This is a genomic window from Ruegeria arenilitoris, assembly GCF_013030265.1.
GTDB lineage: Bacteria > Pseudomonadota > Alphaproteobacteria > Rhodobacterales > Rhodobacteraceae > Ruegeria > Ruegeria arenilitoris_E.
The window spans coordinates 1-24,350 of record NZ_WPZQ01000016.1; the positions used below are offsets into that span (position 1 = coordinate 1).

The 24,350-nt window shown below is 56.5% G+C and carries 18 protein-coding genes; 3 read left to right on the forward strand and 15 right to left on the reverse strand.

Features of this window, described 5'->3' with window-relative positions; translation table 11 throughout:
* Positions 1–115 precede the first annotated feature (115 nt).
* The 3 genes from fusA to rpsL are packed head-to-tail and all read right to left on the reverse strand — an operon-like array spanning position 116 to position 3,109.
* A complete protein-coding gene (fusA, locus tag GOX61_RS21675; RefSeq protein WP_155142446.1) occupies positions 116–2,233 on the reverse strand; it encodes an elongation factor G in 2,118 nt (705 codons plus the stop codon).
* Positions 2,234–2,251: 18 nt separating this feature from the next.
* The gene (gene rpsG, locus GOX61_RS21680) at positions 2,252–2,722 is read right to left on the reverse strand and encodes a 30S ribosomal protein S7 (RefSeq protein ID WP_010441203.1); all 471 of its coding nucleotides are present in this window, start codon (positions 2,720–2,722) and stop codon (positions 2,252–2,254) included.
* Between the two features lie 15 nt (positions 2,723–2,737).
* The gene (gene rpsL, locus GOX61_RS21685; RefSeq protein ID WP_005621086.1) at positions 2,738–3,109 is read right to left on the reverse strand and encodes a 30S ribosomal protein S12; all 372 of its coding nucleotides are present in this window, start codon (positions 3,107–3,109) and stop codon (positions 2,738–2,740) included.
* A gap of 396 nt (positions 3,110–3,505) precedes the next feature.
* Here rpsL and GOX61_RS21690 point away from each other — a divergent pair, with 396 nt between their 5' ends.
* Entirely contained in the window at positions 3,506–4,312 is an 807-nt protein-coding gene (locus GOX61_RS21690) for a putative rhamnosyl transferase (RefSeq protein WP_170337097.1), read from the forward strand.
* Here GOX61_RS21690 and GOX61_RS21695 read toward each other — a convergent pair.
* The 6 genes from GOX61_RS21695 to rplJ form a co-directional block, all read right to left on the reverse strand.
* A complete protein-coding gene (locus GOX61_RS21695) occupies positions 4,297–5,166 on the reverse strand; it encodes a DMT family transporter (RefSeq protein WP_170337099.1) in 870 nt (289 codons plus the stop codon). The two genes, GOX61_RS21690 and GOX61_RS21695, sit on opposite strands and share 16 nt — an antisense overlap.
* A 206-nt stretch (positions 5,167–5,372) precedes the next feature.
* A complete protein-coding gene (locus GOX61_RS21700; protein ID WP_217353951.1) occupies positions 5,373–6,752 on the reverse strand; it encodes an autotransporter outer membrane beta-barrel domain-containing protein in 1,380 nt (459 codons plus the stop codon).
* Positions 6,753–6,982: 230 nt separating this feature from the next.
* Entirely contained in the window at positions 6,983–11,224 is a 4,242-nt protein-coding gene (rpoC, locus tag GOX61_RS21705; RefSeq protein ID WP_170337102.1) for a DNA-directed RNA polymerase subunit beta', read from the reverse strand.
* 50 nt (positions 11,225–11,274) lie between these two features.
* Positions 11,275–15,411: a DNA-directed RNA polymerase subunit beta gene (gene rpoB / locus GOX61_RS21710; RefSeq protein WP_170337104.1), complete on the reverse strand. Its 4,137-nt coding sequence runs from the start codon at positions 15,409–15,411 to the stop codon at positions 11,275–11,277.
* Between the two features lie 250 nt (positions 15,412–15,661).
* A complete protein-coding gene (gene rplL / locus GOX61_RS21715) occupies positions 15,662–16,036 on the reverse strand; it encodes a 50S ribosomal protein L7/L12 (protein WP_155142436.1) in 375 nt (124 codons plus the stop codon).
* 79 nt (positions 16,037–16,115) lie between these two features.
* Entirely contained in the window at positions 16,116–16,634 is a 519-nt protein-coding gene (gene rplJ, locus GOX61_RS21720) for a 50S ribosomal protein L10 (protein ID WP_170337106.1), read from the reverse strand.
* Positions 16,635–17,093: 459 nt separating this feature from the next.
* Between rplJ and GOX61_RS21725 the strand changes: the two genes are divergently transcribed.
* Positions 17,094–18,008, forward strand: a complete 915-nt coding sequence (locus GOX61_RS21725; RefSeq protein ID WP_170337108.1) for a phosphotransferase — start codon at positions 17,094–17,096, stop codon at positions 18,006–18,008.
* 104 nt (positions 18,009–18,112) lie between these two features.
* On the opposite strand, the gene rplA is transcribed toward GOX61_RS21725, so the two are convergent.
* Both rplA and rplK read right to left on the reverse strand, forming a co-directional pair.
* Positions 18,113–18,811 (reverse strand): 50S ribosomal protein L1, encoded by a 699-nt coding sequence (gene rplA / locus GOX61_RS21730; RefSeq protein WP_008758243.1) that lies wholly within the window; start codon positions 18,809–18,811, stop codon positions 18,113–18,115.
* Position 18,812: 1 nt separating this feature from the next.
* Positions 18,813–19,262: a 50S ribosomal protein L11 gene (gene rplK / locus GOX61_RS21735; protein ID WP_037314971.1), complete on the reverse strand. Its 450-nt coding sequence runs from the start codon at positions 19,260–19,262 to the stop codon at positions 18,813–18,815.
* 340 nt (positions 19,263–19,602) lie between these two features.
* Between rplK and gntH the strand changes: the two genes are divergently transcribed.
* Positions 19,603–20,859, forward strand: a complete 1,257-nt coding sequence (gntH, locus tag GOX61_RS21740; protein WP_170337110.1) for a guanitoxin biosynthesis MBL fold metallo-hydrolase GntH — start codon at positions 19,603–19,605, stop codon at positions 20,857–20,859.
* 117 nt (positions 20,860–20,976) lie between these two features.
* On the opposite strand, the gene nusG is transcribed toward gntH, so the two are convergent.
* The 4 genes from nusG to GOX61_RS21760 all read right to left on the reverse strand — a co-directional run bounded on the left by nusG (position 20,977) and on the right by GOX61_RS21760 (position 24,347).
* Positions 20,977–21,510 carry a transcription termination/antitermination protein NusG gene (gene nusG / locus GOX61_RS21745; protein WP_155142458.1) on the reverse strand — a complete coding sequence of 178 codons (534 nt, stop codon included), beginning with the start codon at positions 21,508–21,510 and terminating at the stop codon, positions 20,977–20,979.
* A gap of 201 nt (positions 21,511–21,711) precedes the next feature.
* Entirely contained in the window at positions 21,712–21,909 is a 198-nt protein-coding gene (gene secE, locus GOX61_RS21750; RefSeq protein ID WP_155142428.1) for a preprotein translocase subunit SecE, read from the reverse strand.
* A 96-nt stretch (positions 21,910–22,005) separates the two neighbouring features.
* Positions 22,006–22,164: a cbb3-type cytochrome oxidase assembly protein CcoS gene (gene ccoS, locus GOX61_RS21755; RefSeq protein WP_155142426.1), complete on the reverse strand. Its 159-nt coding sequence runs from the start codon at positions 22,162–22,164 to the stop codon at positions 22,006–22,008.
* A 5-nt stretch (positions 22,165–22,169) separates the two neighbouring features.
* Positions 22,170–24,347 carry a heavy metal translocating P-type ATPase gene (locus GOX61_RS21760; protein ID WP_170337112.1) on the reverse strand — a complete coding sequence of 726 codons (2,178 nt, stop codon included), beginning with the start codon at positions 24,345–24,347 and terminating at the stop codon, positions 22,170–22,172.
* Positions 24,348–24,350 lie beyond the last annotated feature (3 nt).

Genomic DNA, 24,350 nt, shown 5'->3' on the forward strand with positions numbered 1-24,350 from the left:
CAATCGTGCCGATGTTGACGTGCGGTTTTGTACGCTCAAACTTTTCCTTTGCCATGATGGCCTCCTTTTTCGGTAATGAAGGGAGCCCGTTAACCGAGCTCCCTCAAATCTTCGCTTATGCGTATTTCGCCTGGATCTCGTCCGAGATGTTCTGCGGAACCGGATCGTAGTGGTCGAACTGCATGGTGAACTGGGCACGACCCGACGACATCGAACGCAGAGTGTTGATGTAGCCGAACATGTTCGCCAGCGGAACGAACGCGTCGATCGCGATTGCGTTGCCGCGCGGTTCCTGACCAGACACCTGGCCACGACGCGAGGTCAGGTCACCGATGATACCGCCAGTGTATTCTTCCGGGGTGATCACTTCGACCTTCATGATCGGTTCCAGCAGTTTCGCGCCAGCTTTGCGCATGCCTTCACGCATACACATACGGGCTGCGATTTCGAACGCCAGAACGCTCGAGTCAACATCGTGGAACTTACCGTCCAGCAGGGCAACCTTGAAGTCGATCACGGGGAAGCCAGCCAGAGGGCCGCTGTCCATGACAGACTGGATGCCTTTTTCAACACCCGGGATGTATTCCTTCGGAACGGCACCACCAACGATGCGGCTTTCGAACGAGTAACCTTCGCCCGGCTCGGTCGGAGTGATCTCTAGTTTAACCTCACCGAACTGACCCGAACCACCCGACTGTTTCTTGTGGGTGTAGGTGTGTTCGACAGGCATCGAGATGGTTTCACGATAGGCCACCTGCGGTGCACCGATGTTCGCTTCAACCTTGAACTCACGCTTCAGACGGTCAACCAGGATGTCCAGATGAAGTTCGCCCATGCCCTTCATGATGGTCTGACCCGATTCCAGGTCGGTTTCCACACGGAAGGACGGGTCTTCGGCGGCCAGACGGGCCAGACCCTGGGACATCTTCTCTTGGTCGCCCTTGGTTTTGGGCTCTACCGCGATCTCGATCACCGGATCGGGGAAGGTCATGGTTTCCAGAACCACCGGATCCTTCGCGTCACACAGGGTGTCACCGGTGGTGGTGTCTTTCAGACCCGCCAGCGCGATGATGTCGCCTGCAAACGCTTCTTCGATCTCTTCCCGGTTGTTCGAGTGCATCATCATCATACGACCGATGCGCTCTTTCTTACCTTTGGTCGAGTTCAGGATCGAGTCACCCTTGTTCATGGTGCCCGAGTAGATGCGAGTGAAGGTCAGCGATCCAACGAAGGGGTCGTTCATGATTTTGAACGCCAGGCCCGAGAACGCCATGTCGTCGTCTGCACGACGAGCGATGTCACGAACTTCTTCCTCGTCGCCGGGTTTGAAGCCCATGTAATCAACAACGTCCAGCGGGCTGGGCAGATAGTCGATCACAGCGTTGAGCAGAGGCTGGACGCCTTTGTTCTTGAACGCCGAACCACCCAGAACCGGAACGAACGCGATTTCCAGAGTACCTTTACGCAGCAGGGCGCGCAGGGTCGGAACGTCGGGCTCATTGCCTTCCAGGTATTCCATCATCGCGTCGTCGTCCATTTCGACGGCCGCTTCGATCATCTTGCCGCGCCATTCGTCAGCCATGTCTTTCAGACTGTCGCGGATAGGAGCTTTGATCCAGCTTGCGCCCAGATCTTCGCCCTGCCACAGCCACTCTTCCATGGTGACCAGGTCGATCAGACCTTCCAGCTCGGACTCGGCACCGATCGGAATACCAACCGGAACAGCGCGTGCGCCGGTGCGGTCTTCGATCATGTTGACGCAGTTGAAGAAGTCAGCGCCGATCTTGTCCATTTTGTTGACGAAAACCATACGCGGAACCTTGTAGCGGTCAGCCTGACGCCACACGGTTTCGGTTTGGGGCTCAACACCGGCGTTTGCGTCCAGAACGCAGACGGCACCGTCGAGAACCGCCAGCGAACGCTCAACTTCGATGGTGAAGTCAACGTGGCCGGGGGTGTCGATGATGTTCAGGCGGTGCTTAGGAGTTTCGGCGGTCTGACCGTCTTCGGTGCGCTCCCAGAAAGTGGTGGTCGCAGCCGAAGTGATGGTGATGCCGCGTTCCTGCTCCTGCTCCATCCAGTCCATGGTGGCTGCACCATCGTGCACCTCACCGATGTTGTGGGATTTACCAGTGTAATACAGGATACGCTCCGAGCAGGTGGTCTTACCTGCGTCGATGTGCGCCATGATACCGAAGTTACGGTATAGTTCGAGCGGATATTCGCGTGCCATTTTTGATAAGCCTCTGAATTACCAACGGTAGTGGCTGAAGGCTTTGTTCGCCTCGGCCATCTTGTGGGTGTCTTCGCGCTTCTTCACGGCAGTACCGCGGGACTGTACAGCGTCCAGCAGTTCACCGGCGAGGCGTTCTTCCATGGTGTTTTCGTTGCGGCCGCGCGCAGCGGTGATCAGCCAGCGGATGGCCAGTGCTTCGCGGCGCTCAGGGCGCACTTCGACCGGAACCTGATAGGTTGCACCACCAACCCGGCGCGAGCGAACCTCAACCGACGGTTTGATGTTGTCGAGCGCTTCGTGGAACACTTCGACAGGAGCGCGCTTTACCTTGTTCTCAACGCGATCAAAGGCGTTGTAAACGATGCGCTCTGCGACCGACTTCTTGCCGTCGATCATCAGGTTGTTCATGAATTTGGTCAGTACCTTGTCGCCAAATTTGGCGTCAGGCAGGACTTCGCGTTTTTCGGCGGCGTGACGACGTGACATATCAGCCTCTCCTTCTTACTTGGGACGCTTCGCGCCGTATTTCGAACGACGTTGCTTACGATCTTTGACGCCCTGAGTATCCAGAACACCGCGCAGGATGTGGTAACGCACACCGGGAAGGTCTTTTACACGGCCGCCACGGATCAGAACAACTGAGTGTTCCTGCAGGTTGTGGCTTTCACCCGGGATGTACGAGATGACCTCGAACCCGTTGGTCAGGCGCACCTTGGCAACCTTACGCATAGCCGAGTTCGGCTTCTTCGGTGTGGTGGTGTACACGCGGGTGCAAACGCCGCGCTTCTGCGGGCACTGCTCCAGGTGCATGGACTTCGAGCGTTTTACTTTGGGCTGCCGCGGCTTGCGGATCAGCTGCTGAATAGTTGGCATTCCGGTTTCTTCCCCGTTTTGCAACACACATGACATGCACGCGCATTGCGTGCGGTTAAATTCGCTGCACTTATGCGTCCACAAGCGCAAAACCCGCGAACGTTCCCATTCCGAGGTGAACGTCGCGGTTGTTTATCAGAGGGCGCGAACGACAAAATTGTCCGGGCCTTGACCAGTTCATTACTGGAATCGGTTGTGGGGCGGCCCCCGGCACCGAGATGTCGCGCGTAATAGGGGGAGTCGGCCCAAGTGTCAACAGCACACCCGTTGCGCTGCCGGTGATCCGGATTGCTATGGCCTATCAAAGCCCCAGTGCAGTTTCAATTCCAACTGCCAGTTGCGGCTCTGACGAGGCAGAGGCATAGTCGCCATAACTACGTTCTTTACGGATTAGACATGCAAGTCATCGGTTTGTGCCGCTTCTCCTATCCTGCCTTCGGTGGTTTCCAGATTGAGCATGATACGATCGAGGAACGACGGCAGTACCTCTATAGCCCGGAGAGACTGGAAGAGCGGTTTCGCCTGTTCGAGGCAACCACCTTGCCCTGTTTTCGCGAACAAACAGACGAAGACTATCAGTTGCTGATCGTAATCGGTGACTGCCTGCCGAAACCTGCACTGGATCGTCTGCATGATCTCACCGCCGGAATGAAACAGGTTCGGATCATAAAGCGGCAGCCTGAACGCCATCGCAAGGTCATGAAAGAGATTCTTAACGCCGCCAGGGGTGATTTCAATCAGCCCTGCCTGCAGTTTCGGCACGACGATGATGATGCCGTATCGGTTGATTTCGTCGAGCGGCTGCGCATAGCAGCGGAAGAGTGCAAAGGGCTGATGGCTGAAAACCGATCTGTTGCCATCGACTACAATCACGGGTTTCTGGCCCGGTTTGGGCCAGAAGGGGTGCAGGCCAAGAAAGTGTTTCGGCATTTGTTGGGTGTCGCATTTGGCATGTATGTGCGCGGTGGTTGCCCACTGACGATCATGAACTTCACCCACCACAGGATCGGCAACTCGATGCCAGTCGTCAGCTATCCGGACGCGCCGATGTGGGTGCGCACGCTGAACCAGTTCAACGACTCACCCAATACCCGGAACAGCAAGATCGAGATGACACCGCTAGATCCGGAACTCGAAGGTGAATTCATCGCGCGCTTTGCCATCGATCAGGATTACGTCAGACAGGTTCACTCCGTTACTTGATGGGTCCGTTCGCGGAACAGGGTGAACAGACCTGCGGCAACAACCAGCACCGCTCCAAGCATCGTGATCTGATCCGGCCATTCGTCGAACACCAGCCACCCCAGTCCCAATGCCCAGATCAGGCTTGAGTATCTGAAGGGTGCTACGAAACCCACGTCCCCTACCCGCATCACCATGACGCTGAACAGGTATCCCATCAGCACAAAGACCGCCGCCGACGCGACCAACATTCCGGCGCCCGCCGAAACTGGAACCCAGCCTTCCAATATCGATGCGATTGCCGCAGCAGCGGTGATCGAAAGTGATGTCGCAAGCGTAACAACCATTGACGGCACCTCGGCTGACATACGCCGCGTAATAAGATCCCGCACGGTGACTGACGCGACCGCAACCAATGCGTACAGCGAAAATACACTAAAGCCTTCGGGTCCGGGCCGTACGATCAGCAACATGCCTATGAACCCAAGGGCAATCGCCAGGATACGTCGCCACCCAATATGTTCCGAGAAAAACAGAGCCGCACCCAGAGTGACAGTTAATGGCAATGCCTGCAGTACCGCTGTCACATTAGCCAGCGGCATGCTTTTTAACGCCGTCAGAAAGAAGAAAGTCGCTGACAGTTCCGCCAGACACCGCAACGCCACCAGCCATCTGTTATGGTGCGGGAAATTCAGGTGCAGCGATCCCAAAAAGCGGGCAAGTACATAGATCAGAATTGTAGCTAACGCGCCGCGAATAGCGACAAGCTGAAACAGCGGCAATTCCTGTAAGGCTACCTTAACCAGTGTATCATTCACGGTAAAAGCTGCCATGCTTCCCACCATCAGCAAGGCGCCCTTAACATTTGGGGTCATATCAATCTGATCCGGCCTGAAATCAATCTGGCCATTGGCTCAACCAGCAGACGCAATGTCAACTGGTCCAAGCAACAATTTACTGGGTCGCTCCCGTCGATGCCTCACTGTCCAAACCAGCAAACACTCGGTTTGGACGCCAGGTTACCGTCCATCCGCAATACATCCATTCAGGCCGACGCACTTCTGAGCACGTTCACCTGCGCTTAAAAGTCAAAGTTGAAAGCAAGCTCGACCTCGACCTCATTGTATCCACTCAGCCCGATGCCATCATAGGTCACTTTGGTAGTCCAACGACCACCATTTTCAGTCAAAATATCCGTACCAGCCGAAAGCGATCCAATGACATCTCCGGTGCTGTCGATGGTCATGTCATTGCTCAGCACACGCCTGTCTCCGGGCTGCTCAGCATACCAATCAACCCCGGCACTCACAAAGGGTAGCCATTGCAAGCCGTTCGAGCCAATGATTGGGTCACGCCAGATATCAACCGCCAATCGGGTAATCAAAGTCTCAGCATTATGGCTGGTGACCGTAAATGTTGAGATTCCATTCGAGTATTGATGCGCAGGCATGTCGTCGTTTGCGTAAAAGATGCCAAGCTTCGGGAATATCGAATAGTTGCCGCTATTGATACGTCTGGTGATGTTGGCATCAACAAAGAACCGGTCTGCGTCAAATGACGACCGATAGGCAGCTATGCCGTTTTTGAATTTTCGGTTGGCATATCCAAGCCAAATATCCACCAGCGTATATTCGTCCGGTCTCCACCCCAGATACGGACCTATGAAATAGCTGTTGGCATCCGCAGAAACTGTGTTGTTGAACGAGTCAGTGTCGGTTGATTCAAAACCACCTGCAAAACCAACCTTTACAGCCCCACTCTGCCACAAGTCCGCCCCAACGATAATCTGGGCGCTGTTGTCACGACCACCTCGACCAAACTGGTTGTTGTTTGCATGAAGGTAGGTCACATCAAACCAGGCAAGGCTTTCTTCTTTGGTCGAAGTGGAACCGGCGCTATCGGCACCATAGGGGCCAAGTGCACGCCGGTTCAAACGCTCAGTAATCGACCAACGCCCTAGCAGGATCGGGGAAAAGCCAATAATGGCACTTTCGGTCAGTTGCTGACCGCCGGTAGCGCCTCCTCCATTAGGTTCGGTACCACCCCCACCGGGGCGGATCGGAACAGGTGGCAACGTCTGGTCTGGGCGCGCCAGTTGGTTGGTGGTTGCGATCTCGCAATCTCCACCATCGCCCGATATCTCGGAGAGGGTGTGCGCGCCAGCTGCGCCGGTAGCCACAACCGGAGAAGCCGAGATATGCAGCCCCTGTCCAACCCAGGTATCAACGCGGGTCGACGAAGCAGTTGCGTCAAGAGCAAATCTGGATCCGCCTGTCGTCCTGGACAGCCAAAGCGACTGACTGCCATCTTCTGTCGTTGTAAGTGAACGCAGACTTCCGAGCGATGCGCATGGAGCATTCTGAGCTGACAGGATATGCGGCGATAACCCGCACGCAAAAACCAAACCCAAGGCGAGGCTGGTCTTTGAGACAGGTCTTGGAGCGGTTCTGTTTAAAGCCATTGGATTCTACCTTAAAAATAATTTCAATATATGCATCCAACAGGAACCCAGTCCATGCCTGCCCATTTCATTTTTTAGGTGTGTTGTAGCTGCTGCTTTCTTAAGTTGAATCTTCGGCCTGCGAGAAAAATGTGGCTGGCAAAGCAATTGAGCTTTGCCAATCCAGTCGACTCAAAATCAAAAGGCCCCGCGAAATCGCGGGGCCTTTCTTTGTTCATATAGGAGAGCGATTACTCGCGGCTTTCCGGTGTTTCTACCAGAACATCCAGCTCATCACCGACCATGTCGTCATCCATCATCGGAGCAGCCAGAGCAGCGGCCGCTTCGGCCTCTTCCCGGCGGGCTTCGATCACCACGTTGTCACGCGACTGCGCGATATGGCGGACGCTTTGAGTTGCGCCACCGGTACCGGCAGGGATCAGGCGACCAACGATGACGTTCTCTTTCAGGCCAACCAGTTTGTCTTTCTTGCCCTGAACCGAAGCTTCGGTCAGCACACGAGTGGTTTCCTGGAACGACGCCGCCGAGATGAACGAACGCGTCTGCAGCGAGGCTTTGGTGATCCCCAGAAGGATCGGCTCGCCCTGTGCCGGACGACCACCGCGGGCGATGGTCTTCTCGTTGGCTGCGTCGAACTCCTGCTTGTCGACATGTTCGCCTTTCAGCAGAGTGGTGTCGCCTGAATCCAGGATCTCCCACTTCTGCAGCATCTGGCGCACGATGACCTCGATGTGCTTGTCGTTGATCTTCACACCCTGCAGACGATAGACGTCCTGCACTTCGTCGATCATGTAATCCGCCAGCGCTTCGACACCCATGATGGACAGGATGTCATGCGGAGCCGGGTTACCGTCCATCAGGTATTCACCCTTCTGGATGAAGTCCCCTTCGGCGACCGGGATGTGCTTGCCCTTGGGCACCATGTACTCGATGGTCTCCATGGACTCGTCAGCCGGTTCGATGCTGATGCGGCGCTTGTTTTTGTAGTCACGGCCAAAGCGCACGTAACCATCGGCTTCTGCGATGATCGCGTGATCTTTCGGACGACGGGCTTCGAACAGTTCGGCCACACGCGGCAGACCACCGGTGATGTCCTTGGTCTTGGCACCTTCACGCGGGATACGCGCAACAACGTCACCGGCTTCAACCTGCTGACCGTCTTCGACCGAAAGGATCGCATCCACCGACATCGGATAGTGAACCGGGTTACCCGAATCGTTGCGGACCGGCTCGCCATCTTCTCCGACCAGAATGATCTCGGGCTTCAGGTCGCTGCCTTTGGGGGCGGCGCGCCAATCGATCACGATCTTCTGGGTCATACCGGTTGCTTCGTCGGTCTCGTCGCGGACAGCAAGGCCCGAAACAAGGTCGACGTATTTTGCGGTACCGGCTTTCTCAGCGATGATCGGCAGGGTGTAGGGATCCCACTCGAACAGCTTGTCGCCACGGGCCACTTTGGTGCCATCTTTGACAAACAGCTTGGAGCCGTAGCCCAGCTTGTGGCTGGCACGCTCTTCGCCATGTTCGTCCTTGATCACCAGCTTCATGTTCCGGCCCATTACCAGGCTGTCGCCTGCCGCATTGACCAGAATCTGCGGGTTCTCGAACGAAACAACACCGTCCTGGCTGGCTTCCTGGAACGACTGCTGACCACCTTGCGCAACACCACCGATGTGGAAGGTCCGCATCGTCAGCTGCGTACCGGGTTCACCGATGGACTGGGCGGCGATGATGCCGACAGCCTCACCCGTGTTCACCATAGTACCGCGTGCAAGGTCACGACCGTAGCAGGTCGCACAGACGCCTTCCTCGGACTCACAGGTCAGAGGCGAGCGGATGCGCATCGACGCAACGGCAGCCTCGTCAATGGCGTCGGCCATACGTTCATCGATCAGCTGACCGGCAGCGACCAGAACCTCATCTGTACCCGGACGCAGAACGTCATCGGCAGACACACGGCCCAGCACACGTTCGGCCAGCGAAGCGACGACTTCACCGTCATTGACTGCAGCTTCGGCTGTGATCGCGCGCTCGGTTCCACAATCGACCTCGCGAACGATGCAGTCCTGTGCGACGTCCACCAGACGGCGGGTCAGGTAACCCGAGTTCGCCGTCTTCAGAGCGGTATCCGACAGACCCTTACGGGCACCGTGTGTCGAGTTGAAGTACTCGAGAACGGTCAGACCTTCTTTAAAGTTCGAGATGATCGGTGTCTCGATGATGTCGCCGTTCGGCTTGGCCATCAGGCCGCGCATACCGCCCAGCTGTTTCATCTGAGTAACCGACCCACGCGCACCCGAGTGAGCCATCATGTAGACCGAGTTTGGTTCCTGCTCGGAGCCATCCTCTGCCCGATCCGACGACGAGATCGTGCTCATCATCGCCTCGGTGACGCGGTCGTTACACTTCGACCAGGCATCGACAACTTTGTTGTACTTTTCACCCTGAGTGATCAGGCCGTCCATGTACTGTTGTTCGAAATCCTTCACCTGATCGCGGGTGTCATCAACGATGCCCCACTTGTCGCCCGGGATGACCATGTCGTCCTTACCGAACGAGATACCGGCCTTGAACGCTTCTTTGAAGCCCATCGACATGATCTGGTCACAGAAGATGACCGACTCTTTCTGACCGCAGTAGCGGTAGACAGTGTCGATCACCTGCTGCACTTCTTTCTTACGCAGCAGACGGTTGACCAGCTCGAACGGCGCCTTGTTGTTCATCGGCAGCAGAGCACCCAGACGCACGCGGCCCGGAGTGGTCTCGAAACGCTGCTGAACTTCGTTGCCTTCGTCGTCGATCTGAGTGATCCGGGCAGTGATCTTCGAATGCAGGTGAACTTCACCCGCGTCCAGCGCGTGCTGGACCTCGTCTATCGAGCCGAACACTTTGCCTTCGCCCGGCATGCCTTCACGTTCCAGGGTCAGATAGTAGAGACCCAGGATCATATCCTGCGACGGAACGATGATCGGCGCGCCGTTTGCAGGCGACAGAACGTTGTTCGTCGACATCATCAGAACACGGGCTTCCAGCTGCGCCTCAAGGCTCAGCGGAACGTGAACAGCCATCTGGTCACCGTCGAAGTCAGCGTTAAAGGCCGAGCAGACCAGCGGGTGCAGCTGAATGGCTTTACCTTCGATCAGGACCGGCTCGAATGCCTGAATGCCAAGACGGTGCAGCGTCGGCGCACGGTTCAGCATGACAGGGTGTTCGCGGATCACCTCGTCGAGGATATCCCACACTTCGGGGCGCTCTTTCTCGACCAGTTTCTTCGCCTGCTTCACGGTCGAAGACAGACCCTTGGCTTCAAGGCGCGAGTAGATGAACGGCTTGAACAGCTCCAGCGCCATCTTCTTGGGCAGACCACACTGGTGCAGCTTGAGTTCCGGACCGGTCACAATGACCGAACGGCCCGAGAAGTCGACGCGCTTACCCAAAAGGTTCTGACGGAAGCGACCCTGTTTACCCTTCAGCATGTCCGACAGCGATTTCAGCGGACGCTTGTTGGCGCCGGTGATCACGCGGCCACGACGGCCGTTGTCGAACAGAGCATCTACGGATTCCTGCAGCATCCGCTTTTCGTTGCGGACGATGATGTCAGGCGCGCGCAGCTCGATCAGACGCTTCAGACGGTTGTTCCGGTTGATGACCCGGCGATAGAGATCGTTCAGATCCGAAGTCGCAAAACGGCCACCATCCAGAGGAACCAGCGGACGCAGTTCCGGCGGAATGACCGGGATCACGGTCATCACCATCCATTCAGGCCGGTTGCCCGACTCGAGGAAGGATTCAACAACCTTCAGACGCTTGATGATCTTCTTAGGCTTCAGCTCGCCGGTGGCTTCGGCCAGATCAGCGCGCAGCTGCTCGGCTTCGGCTTCCAGATCGATCTGGGCCAGCATCTCACGGATGGCTTCAGCGCCGATATTGGCGGTGAACGCGTCCATGCCATAGGCATCCTGCGCATCCATGTACTCTTCTTCGGTCAGCATCTGGCCGTAGGTCAGGTCGGTCAGACCGGGCTCGATGACGACATAGTTTTCAAAGTACAGAACGCGTTCCAGATCGCGCAGCGTCATGTCCAGCATCAAACCGATGCGGGACGGCAGCGACTTCAGGAACCAGATATGCGCAACGGGCGCGGCCAGTTCGATGTGGCCCATACGCTCGCGGCGGACTTTCTGCAGGGTGACTTCCACACCGCATTTCTCGCAGACAACGCCGCGATACTTCATCCGCTTATATTTGCCGCACAGACATTCGTAATCTTTGATCGGGCCAAATATACGCGCGCAGAACAGACCGTCGCGTTCAGGCTTGAACGTCCGGTAGTTGATGGTTTCGGGCTTCTTGATCTCGCCATAGGACCAAGACAGGATCCGCTCGGGCGACGCCAGCGAGACCTTGATCTCGTCGAAAACCTTCGGGGGCGTCAGCGGGTTGAACGGGTTGTTGGTGATTTCCTGGTTCATTTGTTACCTCAAATCTTGCGGAAGGGGGGACGGGAGAAAGGGCAGCGCCCTTACTCCTCAACCTCCGCATCCAGGAGTTCCATATTCAGGCCGAGGCCACGGACTTCTTTAACCAGAACGTTGAACGATTCCGGTACGCCCGCTTCAAAGTTATCCTCGCCCTTGACGATCGACTCATAGACCTTGGTCCGGCCTGCGACGTCATCCGATTTCACGGTGAGCATCTCCTGCAGGGTGTAGGCGGCGCCGTAAGCTTCCAGAGCCCAAACCTCCATCTCACCAAAGCGCTGACCACCGAACTGCGCCTTACCACCCAGCGGCTGCTGGGTAACCAGGCTGTACGGCCCGGTCGAACGCGCGTGGATTTTGTCATCCACCAAGTGGTGCAGTTTCAGCAGGTACTTGATGCCCACGGTTACCGGACGTGCGAATTGCTCACCGGTACGACCGTCGAACAGAACCGACTGACCGCTTTCCGAGAAGCCCGCACGCACCAGCGCGTCGTTGACGTCAGCCTCTTTGGCACCGTCGAAGACCGGGGTTGCGATCGGAACACCGCGGGTCACGTTGCCCGCAGCCTCGATCAGGCCATCCTCGTCCAGACCGGTGATGCCTTCTTCGTAGACATCTTCACCATAGGCCAGCTTCATCGCTTCGCGCACCGGGGTCAGATCGCCGGAACGGCGGTATTCACCCAGAGCCTCATCGATGTTCAAACCCAGACCGCGTGCGGCCCAACCCATGTGGGTTTCAAGGATCTGACCGACGTTCATACGCGAAGGCACGCCCAGCGGGTTCAGACAGAAGTCTACCGGCGTACCATCGGCCAGGAACGGCATGTCTTCCATCGGAACAACCTTGGAGATCACACCTTTGTTCCCGTGACGACCGGCCATCTTGTCGCCCGGTTGCAGCTTACGCTTCACGGCGATGAAGACTTTGACCATCTTCATCACACCCGGCGGCAGGTCGTCGCCACGGCGGACCTTCTCGACCTTGTCTTCGAAACGGGCGTCCAGAGCACGCTTTTGCACTTCGTACTGCTCGTTCAGAGCCTCAACGATCTGTGCGTCCTGCTCGCCTTCCAGCGCCAATTGCCACCACTGACCACGAGTCAGGGTTTCCAGCAGTTCCTCGGTGATCACCGACCCTGCCTTGACGCCTTTCGGGCCTTTGACAGCGGTTTTACCCAAGATCAGGCCTTGCAGACGCGCATAGATGTTGCGGTCGAGGATCGCCAGCTCGTCGTCCCGGTCACGGGCCAGACGTTCGACTTCCTCACGCTCGATCTGCAGCGCACGCTCGTCTTTCTCGACGCCGTGGCGGTTGAAGACGCGGACCTCAACGACCGTACCGTAATCGCCCGGCTTCACGCGCAGCGAGGTGTCGCGCACGTCAGATGCTTTCTCGCCAAAGATGGCGCGCAGCAGCTTCTCTTCCGGGGTCATCGGGCTTTCGCCCTTCGGAGTGATCTTGCCGACCAGAATATCGCCCGGCTCAACATCCGCACCGATGTAAACGATGCCAGCCTCGTCAAGGTTGCGCAGCGCTTCTTCACCGACGTTCGGGATGTCGCGGGTGATTTCTTCCGGACCCAGCTTTGTGTCACGGGCGGCGACTTCAAACTCCTCGATATGGACCGAGGTGAAGACGTCATCACGCGCGATACGTTCCGAGATCAGGATCGAGTCTTCGTAGTTGTACCCGTTCCACGGCATGAACGCGACGACCACGTTCTTACCAAGGGCCAGTTCACCCATATCGGTCGACGGACCATCGGCAATGACCTCGCCCTTCTGGACGGTGTCACCCACCTTGATCAGCGGACGCTGGTTGATGCAGGTGTTCTGGTTCGAACGCTGGAATTTGCGCAGACGATAGATGTCAACGCCAGCGTCGCCCAGTTCCAGATCTTCGGTGGCGCGGATAACGATACGCTGGGCATCGACCTGGTCGATGATACCGGCGCGTTTCGCCTGGATCGCAGCACCCGAGTCGATCGCAACCTTTTCCTCGATCCCGGTACCGACCAGCGGCGCTTCAGCGCGCAGCAGCGGAACCGCCTGGCGTTGCATGTTCGAGCCCATCAAGGCCCGGTTGGCGTCGTCATTTTCAAGGAACGGGATCAGCGATGCAGCGACCGAAACCAGCTGTTTCGGCGACACGTCGATCAGGTCCACATTCTCGCGCGGGGCGAGAGTGTAGTCACCAGCCTGACGGGTCGACACCAGATCGTTGATGAACTTGCCATCAGCGTCCAGAGTCGCGTTCGCCTGCGCCACGGTGTGACGCATTTCCTCGGTCGCGGACATGTAGTGAACCTCATCGGTCACCTCGGCGTCTTTCACGACGCGGTACGGTGTTTCGATGAAGCCATACTTGTTCACACGGGCAAAGGTGGCCAGCGAGTTGATCAGACCGATGTTCGGACCTTCCGGCGTTTCAATCGGGCACATCCGGCCATAGTGGGTCGGGTGCACGTCGCGCACCTCAAAGCCCGCACGCTCACGCGTAAGACCACCGGGGCCAAGCGCCGAAAGGCGGCGTTTGTGGGTAACCTCGGACAGCGGGTTGGTCTGGTCCATAAACTGCGACAGCTGCGACGAGCCGAAGAATTCACGAACAGCAGCTGCAGCCGGTTTCGCGTTGATCAGATCCTGAGGCATGACGGTGTCGATCTCGACCGACGACATACGCTCTTTGATCGCGCGTTCCATGCGCAGGAGACCGACGCGGTACTGATTTTCCATCAGTTCGCCGACCGAACGCACACGACGGTTGCCGAGGTGGTCGATATCGTCCACGTCGCCTTTGCCGTCACGCAGTTCAACCAGCGCCTTGATGCAGGCCACGATGTCTTCGCGGCGCAGAGTGCGCAGGGTGTCAGGCGCATCCAGAGCCAGACGCATGTTCATCTTCACACGGCCAACGGCGGACAGGTCATAACGCTCGCTGTCGAAGAATAGCGTGTCGAACAGGGCCGATGCAGCTTCGACGGTGGGCGGCTCGCCCGGACGCATGACGCGATAGATGTCCATGAGCGCGCTTTCGCGGTTCATGTTCTTGTCCTGCGCCATGGTGTTGCGCATGTAAGGGCCGACATTAACGTTGTCGATGTCCAGAACCGGGATGTCGGTGATGCCCGCGTCGATCAGTTCCTTTGCGGTACCGCCGATCAGGTCGCCATCCTTATCGTACTCCAGCGTCAGTTCATCACCGGCCTCGACATAGATCGCGCCGGTTTCTTCGTTGATGATGTCCTTGGCGACATACTTGCCAACGATGTGGTCGAAGGGAACCAGCAGGTCGGTAACAACGCCTTCTTCGATCAGCTTCTTCACTGCGCGCGGGGTGACTTTCTTGCCTGCTTCAGCAATCACTTCACCTGATTTCGCGTCAACCAGATCATAGGTCGGACGGGTACCACGAACACGCTCGGGGAAGAACGGCGTGATCCAGCCTTTCTTCTTGTCCAGTTTGTAGGACACGGTGTTGTAGTAGGCATCCATGATGCCTTCCTGGTCCAGACCCAAAGCGTAAAGCAGCGTGGTCACCGGCAGTTTGCGGCGACGGTCGATACGAGCGAACACGATGTCCTTGGCGTCGAACTCAAAGTCCAGCCAGCTGCCGCGATACGGGATGATGCGGCAGGCGAACAGCAGTTTACCCGAGGAATGGGTTTTGCCCTTGTCGTGATCAAAGAACACACCGGGCGAGCGGTGCATCTGGGATACGATCACGCGCTCGGTGCCGTTGACAACGAACGTACCGTTCGGGGTCATCAAGGGCATGTCGCCCATGAAGACATCCTGTTCCTTGATGTCTTTGACCGATTTTGCACCGGTATCTTCATCGACATCAAACACGATCAGGCGCAGAGTGACCTTCAGCGGCGCGCTGTAGGTCATGTCGCGCTGCATGCACTCTTCGACGTCATATTTGGGCTTTTCCAGATCGTATTTCACGAACTCCAGAACGGAGGTTTCGTTGAAATCCTTGATCGGGAAAACCGACTGGAACACACCTTTGATGCCTTCGCCGTCAGTGGGCTGCTCTGCATCGCCGGAGCGCAGGAAAAGATCATAAGAAGATTTCTGGACCTCAATGAGGTTCGGCATCTCCAGCACTTCGCGGATTTTGCCGTAGTATTTACGAAGACGTTTCTGGCCAAGGAACGTTTGAGCCATGTCAGATGTCACCTTTCGATGTTCTCAGCGGGCAAAGACACCGTCGGGCCCCGGCATCTTGCACATTCGAGACGACACGTCCGGATCAATTCATGGCCACCGTCCCGAAGGCAGCCTCCCGATCCGAAAACCGTGTCTTAGAAAACACCCCAGATATTGAGGCCCTTTCTAAGACAGGTTCGGCTGGACCCGGATTTCTCCGGACCCAGCCAAATTTTTCGGCACATCAGCGATGCACCAGAGACTAAGCTTAGGCCAGCTCGACTTCGGCGCCAGCTGCTTCCAGCTTGCCTTTGATGTCTTCTGCTTCTGCTTTGTCTACGCCTTCTTTGATCTTGCCGCCGGCTTCGACCAGTTCCTTGGCTTCTTTCAGGCCCAGGCCGGTGATGCCGCGAACTTCTTTGATGACGTTGATTTTCGAAGCGCCGGCGTTCTTCAGAACGACGTCGAATTCGGTTTTTTCTTCCTCAGCTGCGCCACCGGCGTCGCCACCAGCTGCAACCATTACGGCGCCGCCAGCTGCAGGCTCGATGCCGTATTCGTCTTTGAGGATGGTTTTCAGTTCTTGTGCTTCCAGCAGGGTCAGACCCACGATGCTTTCTGCGAGTGCTTTCAGATCAGCCATTTTATCAGCTCTTTCCGTTTACAGTGTGTGTTCCAACGTCAGGGTATTTACCCTACGCAGATCATTCAGTGCCAACCGCTTACGCAGCTTCCGCCTTCTCTTCGATGGTGGAAAGGATGCTTGCGATGTTGCTTGCAGGTGCGCCAATCGCGCCGGCGATGTTCGAAGCAGGTGCGCCAATGCAGCCCACGATCGAAGCAATAAGCTCCTCGCGAGACGGCATTTTCGAAACGGCTTCAACGCCTTTGCGGTCCAGAGCGTTCTCGCCCATTGCACCGCCGAGGATTTCAAAATTCTTGTTATCCTTGGCGAAGTCCTCGGCTACCTTGGCTGCTGCCACGGGATCCTCGGAATAGGTCAGAACGGTCATCCCTGTCAGCAGGTCGGCCATGCTTTCACACGGCTTACCCTCAAGGGCGATTTTGGCGAGCCTGTTCTTGGCAACACGCACGGAACCTCCGGCTTCGCGCGCACGCGAACGCAGGTCCTGCATCTCGGCAACTGTCAGACCGGCGTAGTGCGAAACCACTACGACGCCAGAGCTTTCGAAGATTTGGCCGAGTTCCTCGACCACTTTCTCTTTCTGGGCTCTATCCACAGTTCTCTCCAAGTTAGGGATGAAACCTCATCCCGGCTCATATTTGCCGTAGCTTACGCTCCGGCGTTCAGGTCCGTTGTTACGGGATTGGCCAAAATTCGCCCGAGGGTCAGGACCCTCGAAATTCTTTGGTCTTACCCGTCTCAGGCAGGGAATTAAGACCTTTCGTAAGGTCACCCACCGTCTTGGACGAAACGAAATAAAGCGCACGACGAATCGCACGCTTTACTCCGCAGTTCTCTTTAGGGCAGATGGCGGGGGTTTCCAAGGGGTAAATTGGTCAGATCCCAGAAATCCGTCCGGCTCACTTTTGAGCTTTGGTCAATAGGGAAATGGCAGCCATTGACACATAACCTGCGCTGAGGTCCTGTCACCTGCACATACAGAAGATCAATCACAGGCGCCACTCTCCGAATGCCGGACCTTACCGAGAGCGAAAGACAGTTTACATCCGACTGCGTGGCTGAGTTTCTGAGTTACGTGAACACTGACGCTACGGAACAAGTCGAGTGCATCTACCGCTCACATGCTTTCCCAAATTCGCGCCTCGTCCTGAAGGTTCAAACCAAGCCCGCAGCCTACGCTTTAAAGATTGATACAGAGGCTCCTGACACCGGAAGATTGCGCGATGAATTTGACCTTCTGACCAAACTGCATATCCATTTCGAGGACAACCCAACCACTCAGGTTATCCGCCCGGTATATCTATCAGACACAAACTCCTTTTTCGTCACAGAGTTTATTGACCGACCGACAGCAGTGGATCTGATCTACAACAGCACGGATGACGATCAGGTCGCACAGGTATTCCGTCGTGCAGGATCTTGGCTCAATGACCTTCATAGTTGCCAATTGCCAGTAAGCTATGCCTTCCGACCAAAGTGGATGACCGATGGTATTAGTGATCTGCTCGGTGCGGTACCCTATGATATCTCGGATCAAAGTCGGAGATGGGTGAACATCATGTTCGCCGAAGCCGCCCGCCTGAAGGGCGTTGAAGACATTCGGGTCTTTTCACATGGTGATTTTCATGGGCAGAACCTGATCATCGGGCAGGGCAAAACGATTGGCCTGGATTTTACCGAAGCCCGAGAAAAACTGGCGGTGTATGACATCGTTGATTTTCTGAAAGCAGATATATTTCGGGAAGGTGACGCATCAGACGTGGATCGAAGCGGCATCCTGAAGAAAAACAAAGAAATGTTCTTCCGCCGCTACAAGCACCCCATAAACACCGAGATTCTGGATTTCTGCATCCGGGGGCGGTTGCTGAAAGACTGGCTCTTCCTTCACCAGAGACGCCATGATTGCAGCGAATTCGAAGAGCACAAGCGAGAGCGCCTTGGCATCCGGCTAAGGCAAGTATTCGGCTAGATCATCGGGGAGCTTTCCGCTCATCCACAAACATCGATCCCCAAAAGAAAACCCGGGTGGCTTTCGCTACCCGGGTGAATACTGTCACTACTGGTCGCTAAGGCTTATTCGCCCGCAGCAGCTGCAACGTCCAGAGTCACGCCTGGGCCCATGGTCGAGCTCAGCGCGATTTTCTTCATGTAGGTGCCTTTGGCGCCCGACGGCTTGGCCTTGGCCACGGCCGAGATGAAGGCGCGGACGTTTTCGACCAGCTTGGCTTCGTCGAACGACGCTTTGCCAACACCGGCGTGCACGACGCCACCTTTTTCAGCTTTGAACTGAACTTCACCACCTTTGGCAGCTTCCACGGCCGCTTTCACGTCCATGGTCACGGTGCCAACTTTGGGGTTCGGCATCAGGTTGCGCGGGCCCAGAACTTTACCCAGACGGCCAACGATCGGCATCATGTCAGGGGTAGCAATGCAGCGATCGAATTCGATGGTGCCGCCCTGAATGGTTTCCATCAGGTCTTCCGCGCCAACGATATCTGCGCCCGCTTCTTTCGCTTCGTCAGCCTTGGGGCCACGAGCAAATACAGCAACGCGCATCGCTTTACCGGTGCCGTTCGGCAGGCCGACAACGCCGCGAACCATCTGGTCTGCGTGACGAGTGTCAACGCCCAGGTTCAGAGCGATTTCGATGGTCTCGTCGAATTTCGAAGTTGCGTTGGCTTTGACCAGGGCAACTGCTTCGTCCACCGACAGGTTTTCCTTGCCGGCGACAGCTTCGCGCGCAGCGCGGGTACGTTTACCGAGTTTTGCCATCTTACTTCACCTCGATGCCCATAGAGCGGGCCGAGCCCAGGATGATCTGCATTGCGCCTTCGACGTCGTTGGCGTTCAGATCTTTCATTTTGGCTTCGGCGATTTCGCGAACCTGCTTCGAGGTCACGGTTGCCACGGTCTCACGACCAGGGTTTTCCGCGCCACGGGGACGGTTACGCTTGCCAACCGGCTTCAGACCAGCTGCTTTTTTCAGGTAATAAGACGCGGGCGGCGTCTTGATGTCCATGGTGAAGGACTTGTCCTGATAATAGGTGATCACGGTCGGGCAAGGTGCGCCTTGCTCCATGTCTGCGGTCTTGGCGTTAAACGCCTTGCAGAATTCCATGATGTTGATGCCGCGCTGACCCAGCGCTGGACCAACTGGCGGCGACGGGTTCGCCTGACCTGCAGGAACCTGCAGTTTCATTGTACCAGCAAGCTTCTTGGCCATTTGGTTTTCCTTTCAACTTAGGTGAAACGCGTTCCACCCAGATTATGTTGCGTGGTCCGATCCGGGATCGCGATCCCAGCAACCTCCCACGAGAGAATCTCGCCCGAAGACGATAGAGGCGGCGTTTACAGGGGAATGCAGGGGTTGGCAAGGGGATCACTGACCCAATCCGAGACGACTTACAGGGCAACTTTCAAAAACAGTCATCTGCCCATCTATACTACTTCCTTGCATGCGATTCCGAGTAAAACTTGCCAAACACATTCAAAAATTGCGACCCTTGGATGAGTCGGAACTGCGTGTTTGGTTTCTCGACGATATCCTTATGGGAGGGCTTTCGATGATATTTTCCAAGACTTTCATAAATGTAATAACGCTTAGCGCCGGGATCACCACAGCCGCAGCGACGATCACGATAGCGCAAAACGAGGAACCTTCGGAATGGTCAAGGACCGACCCATACCCCAACCAAACTGTTTACTACCCGGGAACTGAATCTCTGGGGCCTGACGAGATGCGGGTTATCGCTTGCGGAACGGGGATGCCTCAACCACGCCTTAAACAAGCTGCCGCCTGCTTTCTTGTTGAACTGGGCAATGGTGAAAAATTCATCTTCGATATGGGCGAAGGTTCATATGAACGGATCATGGCGCTTGGGATACCCCTGGATCAACTGGATAAGGTCTTTTTAGGTCACTTGCACCTTGATCATGCAGGCGATTTTCCAGCCTTCTATTTTACCGGCCCCGTAAACAATCGCTTAACTCCAGTCCGCCTTTGGGGGCCTGAGGGGATCAAGCCGGAATGGGGCACTAAGGCATGGTCCGACCACATGATGAAGATGTGGGCCTGGGAAGAAGCGACCAGAGGCGCGGCGGTCGATCCGAGAGGATTGCAGCTTGAAGTGAACGAATTCGACTGGAAAGCTGTAAACAATGTCATCTTTGATGAAAACGGCGTTCAAGTCAGAACCCTGCCAGCCATTCATGGCGAGCAATCGGTTAGTTTTCTATTGGAATGGAATGGCCTCAAGTTCGCTTTTTCCTCTGATACACTTCCGACACGCTGGTGGAGAGAGCATGCCGCCGGTGCCGATCTTGCCATCCACGAGTGCTTCACTCCCCCTGAATACATGATCGAAAAGTACGGTTTTGAACCATCTGAGGCGATTTTTGTGGGCTCACAGGGGCATACAGCTGCACAGGCGTTTGGGAAGATCATGTCTGAGACAGAACCGCGACTGGCAGTTTGTTATCACTTCCAGAACGATCATGACATCGCGTTGGCCGTCTATTCGGCAATACGGGAAACCTATGACGGCCCGTTGGATTTAGCAGCTGATTTCATGACATGGAATGTAACGAAAGATAGTATTCGAACCCGGCAAGGGATACCCAACGAAGAGTCCTTTCCGGCACCGGTTCAAATGGCGAAGCAACCCCCAGACTCTGCCGCAGAGTTTCCATTCTCCGAATTCGATCTTGAAAGCATGGACCTTGGGGCTGCCGAAGCTACAAATGACATGATCGAAGCATTCAATGAGCGCTCGGGCAACAATGAGGTAGGTGCCTACACCAGCCTTCCCTTCAAAGAATAGGGAGCTAGTTCTGCGACGTTCGCGAACTTGGCTGGTCAGCGATCACAAAACTCATAAAGCAAAAAACGCCGCGTGGTCGATGACAACGCGGCGTTCTGAAATGCTCTGAGAAGCTATTCAGCCCTGCTTCGTGACCTGCGTAAAGTCCAGCTCCACCGGAGTTTCCCGACCAAAGATCGAGACGGTCACTTTCAGCTTCTGGTTCTCGTCGTCCACGCCTTCGACCATGCCGTCGAAATCTTCGAACGGGCCGTCGTTGACCTTGACCTTCTCGCCCACTTCGAAGGTGATCATCAGCTTCGGCGCTTCTTCACCTTCCTGAACGCGGTTGAGGATCTGGTTCACCTCGGCGTCGCGCATCGGCATCGGGCGTCCTTGCGGGCCCAGGAAACCAGTGACGCGGTTGATCGAGTTGATCAGGTGGTAGCCCTGATCCGACATTTCCATGTGCACCAGCACGTAACCGGGCATGAAACGACGTTCGGTCGTGACCTTCTTGCCGCGACGCACCTCGATCACCTCTTCGGTGGGGACCAGTACTTCGTCGATATCGTCCTCAAGGCCCTGCTCGGCCACGGACGTGCGGATCTGTTCTGCGATCTTCTTTTCGAAATTCGAAAGAACGCTGACCGAGTACCACCGTTTCGCCATGAACCTGTCGTCCTTGTTTGCCTTTCGGGCCACCGAACGCTCGGACTTGCCCGTCATTGAAATTCTATCTCATCACCCGGAATAAAAAGCGGCGCGCAGCCCGAATCGCCGCACGCCCATTCCGAATAGTACTGTGTCAACTACTCTGACACGGCGCGCTGTGCAAGGGGGCAGTGGCGTTTCCGCGCGGCCCGGTTCGCCTTAGCTGAATGCGCCGAGAACCAGTTGCAGACCACCGCGGATGGCCAGATCAACCAGTGCAAAGAAAACGGCTGTCAGTGCCGCCATGATGAACACCATGACCGTGGTCAACAGCACCTCACGCCGGGTCGGCCAGACGACCTTTGCTACTTCGGCACGGACTTGCTGAATGAACTGGATCGGGTTTGTGGTGGCCATTAGGCTTGGTCTCTCTGCTAGCGGATGGGCCGGACATAGCCGGGCATTACGGCAAATTCAAGGGCAGTTGGTGCAACCGTGAACAAAGGTAGGGCTTCAGGGCTTTGGTCGGTCGTCCCATTCGTCACTCAGGATGCGCCGCGAGTCCCCTTCGGGGTCCTCATACTGGTTCGAACGAACGGTATAGATAAACGCCACAAGGCCAATACCGCCCAGAAGCAGTGAGATCGGGATCAGATAGGCCAATACTTCCATTCAGGTCACCTTAGGCGTAGGGCGTTCAGGGATACGGTAATCGACGAGGTCGACATCGCAAGGGCCGCAATCAGTGGCGTCGCCAGCCCGGCAACGGCAAGCGGCACCGCAATCACGTTATAGACCGTTGCGATCTGAAAATTCTCACGAATCCGTTTCGTTGCTTTCACTGCAGTATCGCAGGCATCGGCAATCGGGGACAGATCATTCCCAAGCAAAACGATGTCTGATGCAACACGCGCCGCGTCCAGCGCCGAAGCGGGTGAGATCGAGACATGCGCGGCAGCAAGGGCAGCGGTATCATTCAGGCCATCCCCTACCATCAGGACATTCCTGCCCTCCTCATTGAGGCACTTAATGCGAAGCGCCTTGTCCTGAGGCAATGCCTCGGCAACCCAGCTTTCGATCCCGAGCTTTTCAGCAAGCGCATGAACCGCACCCTGTGTGTCGCCGGAGATAAGAATCACCTCTTTGCCGGAGGCCTTGAAGGCCTCAACCGCTTCCTGCGCGCCAGGGCGCAAAGCGTCAGAGTATCGGAAGGCAACGGGTCGATCCGATCCGACAGCGAGCCAGGCCGATGTCTGCGCATCCTGCTGTCCGCCAACCCAGGCGGAACGCCCAAGGCGAACACGCTGGCCTCGATACTCGCCTTCGGTTCCATATCCGGGCACCTCAGTGATATCGCGAACCTTGGCAGGCTGGACCCCGGCCTCTCGTGCCGCCTTTACCAGCGCGGCGGACAAAGGATGAGCCGACGCCTCAGCCAGCGCCAGCGCCACTTCAAGATCAGAACGGGAATGATCCCCAAAATTAATCAGTTCAGGCGCACCCGAAGTCAGAGTTCCGGTTTTATCGAATACGACTGTGTCGACCTCAGCCAGACGTTCCAGCGCAGTGGCATGTTTGATCAGCATGCCTTTTCGAAACAAACGTCCCGAAGCAGCCGTCGTCACCGCAGGCACCGCAAGGCCAAGCGCACAAGGGCAGGTGATGATCAGAACCGCTGCTGCAATGTTCAGCGCCGTACGGATATCGCCGGAATAGATGTACCAACCCACAAAACTAAGTGCCGACAGGATGTGAACACCCGGCGCGTAAAGCTTGGCAGCTTTGTCAGCCAATGACGTATACCGCGAGCGGCCTGACTCTGCGATGGCCACCAAATCAGCCATGCGATGCAAAGAGGTATCCTCGCCCACGGCAGTTGCACGGATCGTCAACGGTCCGGTCAGATTGACCTCACCTGCGCTGACCTCAAATCCCTGTTCCGCAAAGACTGGCAGTGTTTCACCGGTCAGCAGGGAGCGATCCAGCTCTGACTGGCCGGAAACAATCTGGCCATCTACCGGCATTCGGCCACCAGGCCGAACAAGGATCAACTCACCGACCTTTAGTTGGGCGACAGGAACCTCTTCTTCTGTACCATCCACCAACCGAATGGCACGTGGCACTTCGAGTGCAGTCAATTCTTCGGCGGCTGACCGCGCCGCGGCACGCGTTCGGTAATCAAGATAGCGACCCGCAAGCAGGAAGAATGTAAGCGTCAGAGCTGCGTCGAAATAGGCGTGCTCGCCACTCAGTGCAGTTTCCCAAAGGGATGTAACCAGAGCCAGCAGAATAGCCAGCACGATCGGTACATCCATATTGAGGCGGCGAACCCGAAGTGCGCTCCACGCATTGGAAAAGAACGGCTGTGCAGAAAACGCGATAGCTGGCAGCGCGATGGCTGCTGAGATCCAGTGGAACATGTCTCGCGTCGCATCGCTCGCACCCGACCAGACCGAGACCGAAAGCAGCATCACGTTCATCGAAGCAAACCCGGCAACTGCCAGTCGCATCAACAAATCCCGTCCAGCCTTGTCAGATTGTGTCGCGGACAACGCCCCGGGGTCCAGCTCGTGCGCCTCAAAACCCGCGCGCTCCAGAACGGGAATCAGATCGGCCGCACGGATATTAGGCGCGGCTTTGATCATGGCCCGCTTCAGGGTCAGGTTGACGCGTGCATCTTCGACGCCGGAATGGGCGTTCAGCTCACGTTCGACTGTTGCAATACAGGCCGAACAATGGATGCCTGGCAATGACAGCGCAATCTGCACATCCTCGGGGATTGGCCGGGCAGGTTCGGCCGGTGTTGCGATGCAACCCGGACAAGCCGCCGTGCCAGAGCTGAGCTGTGCCGTCATCCC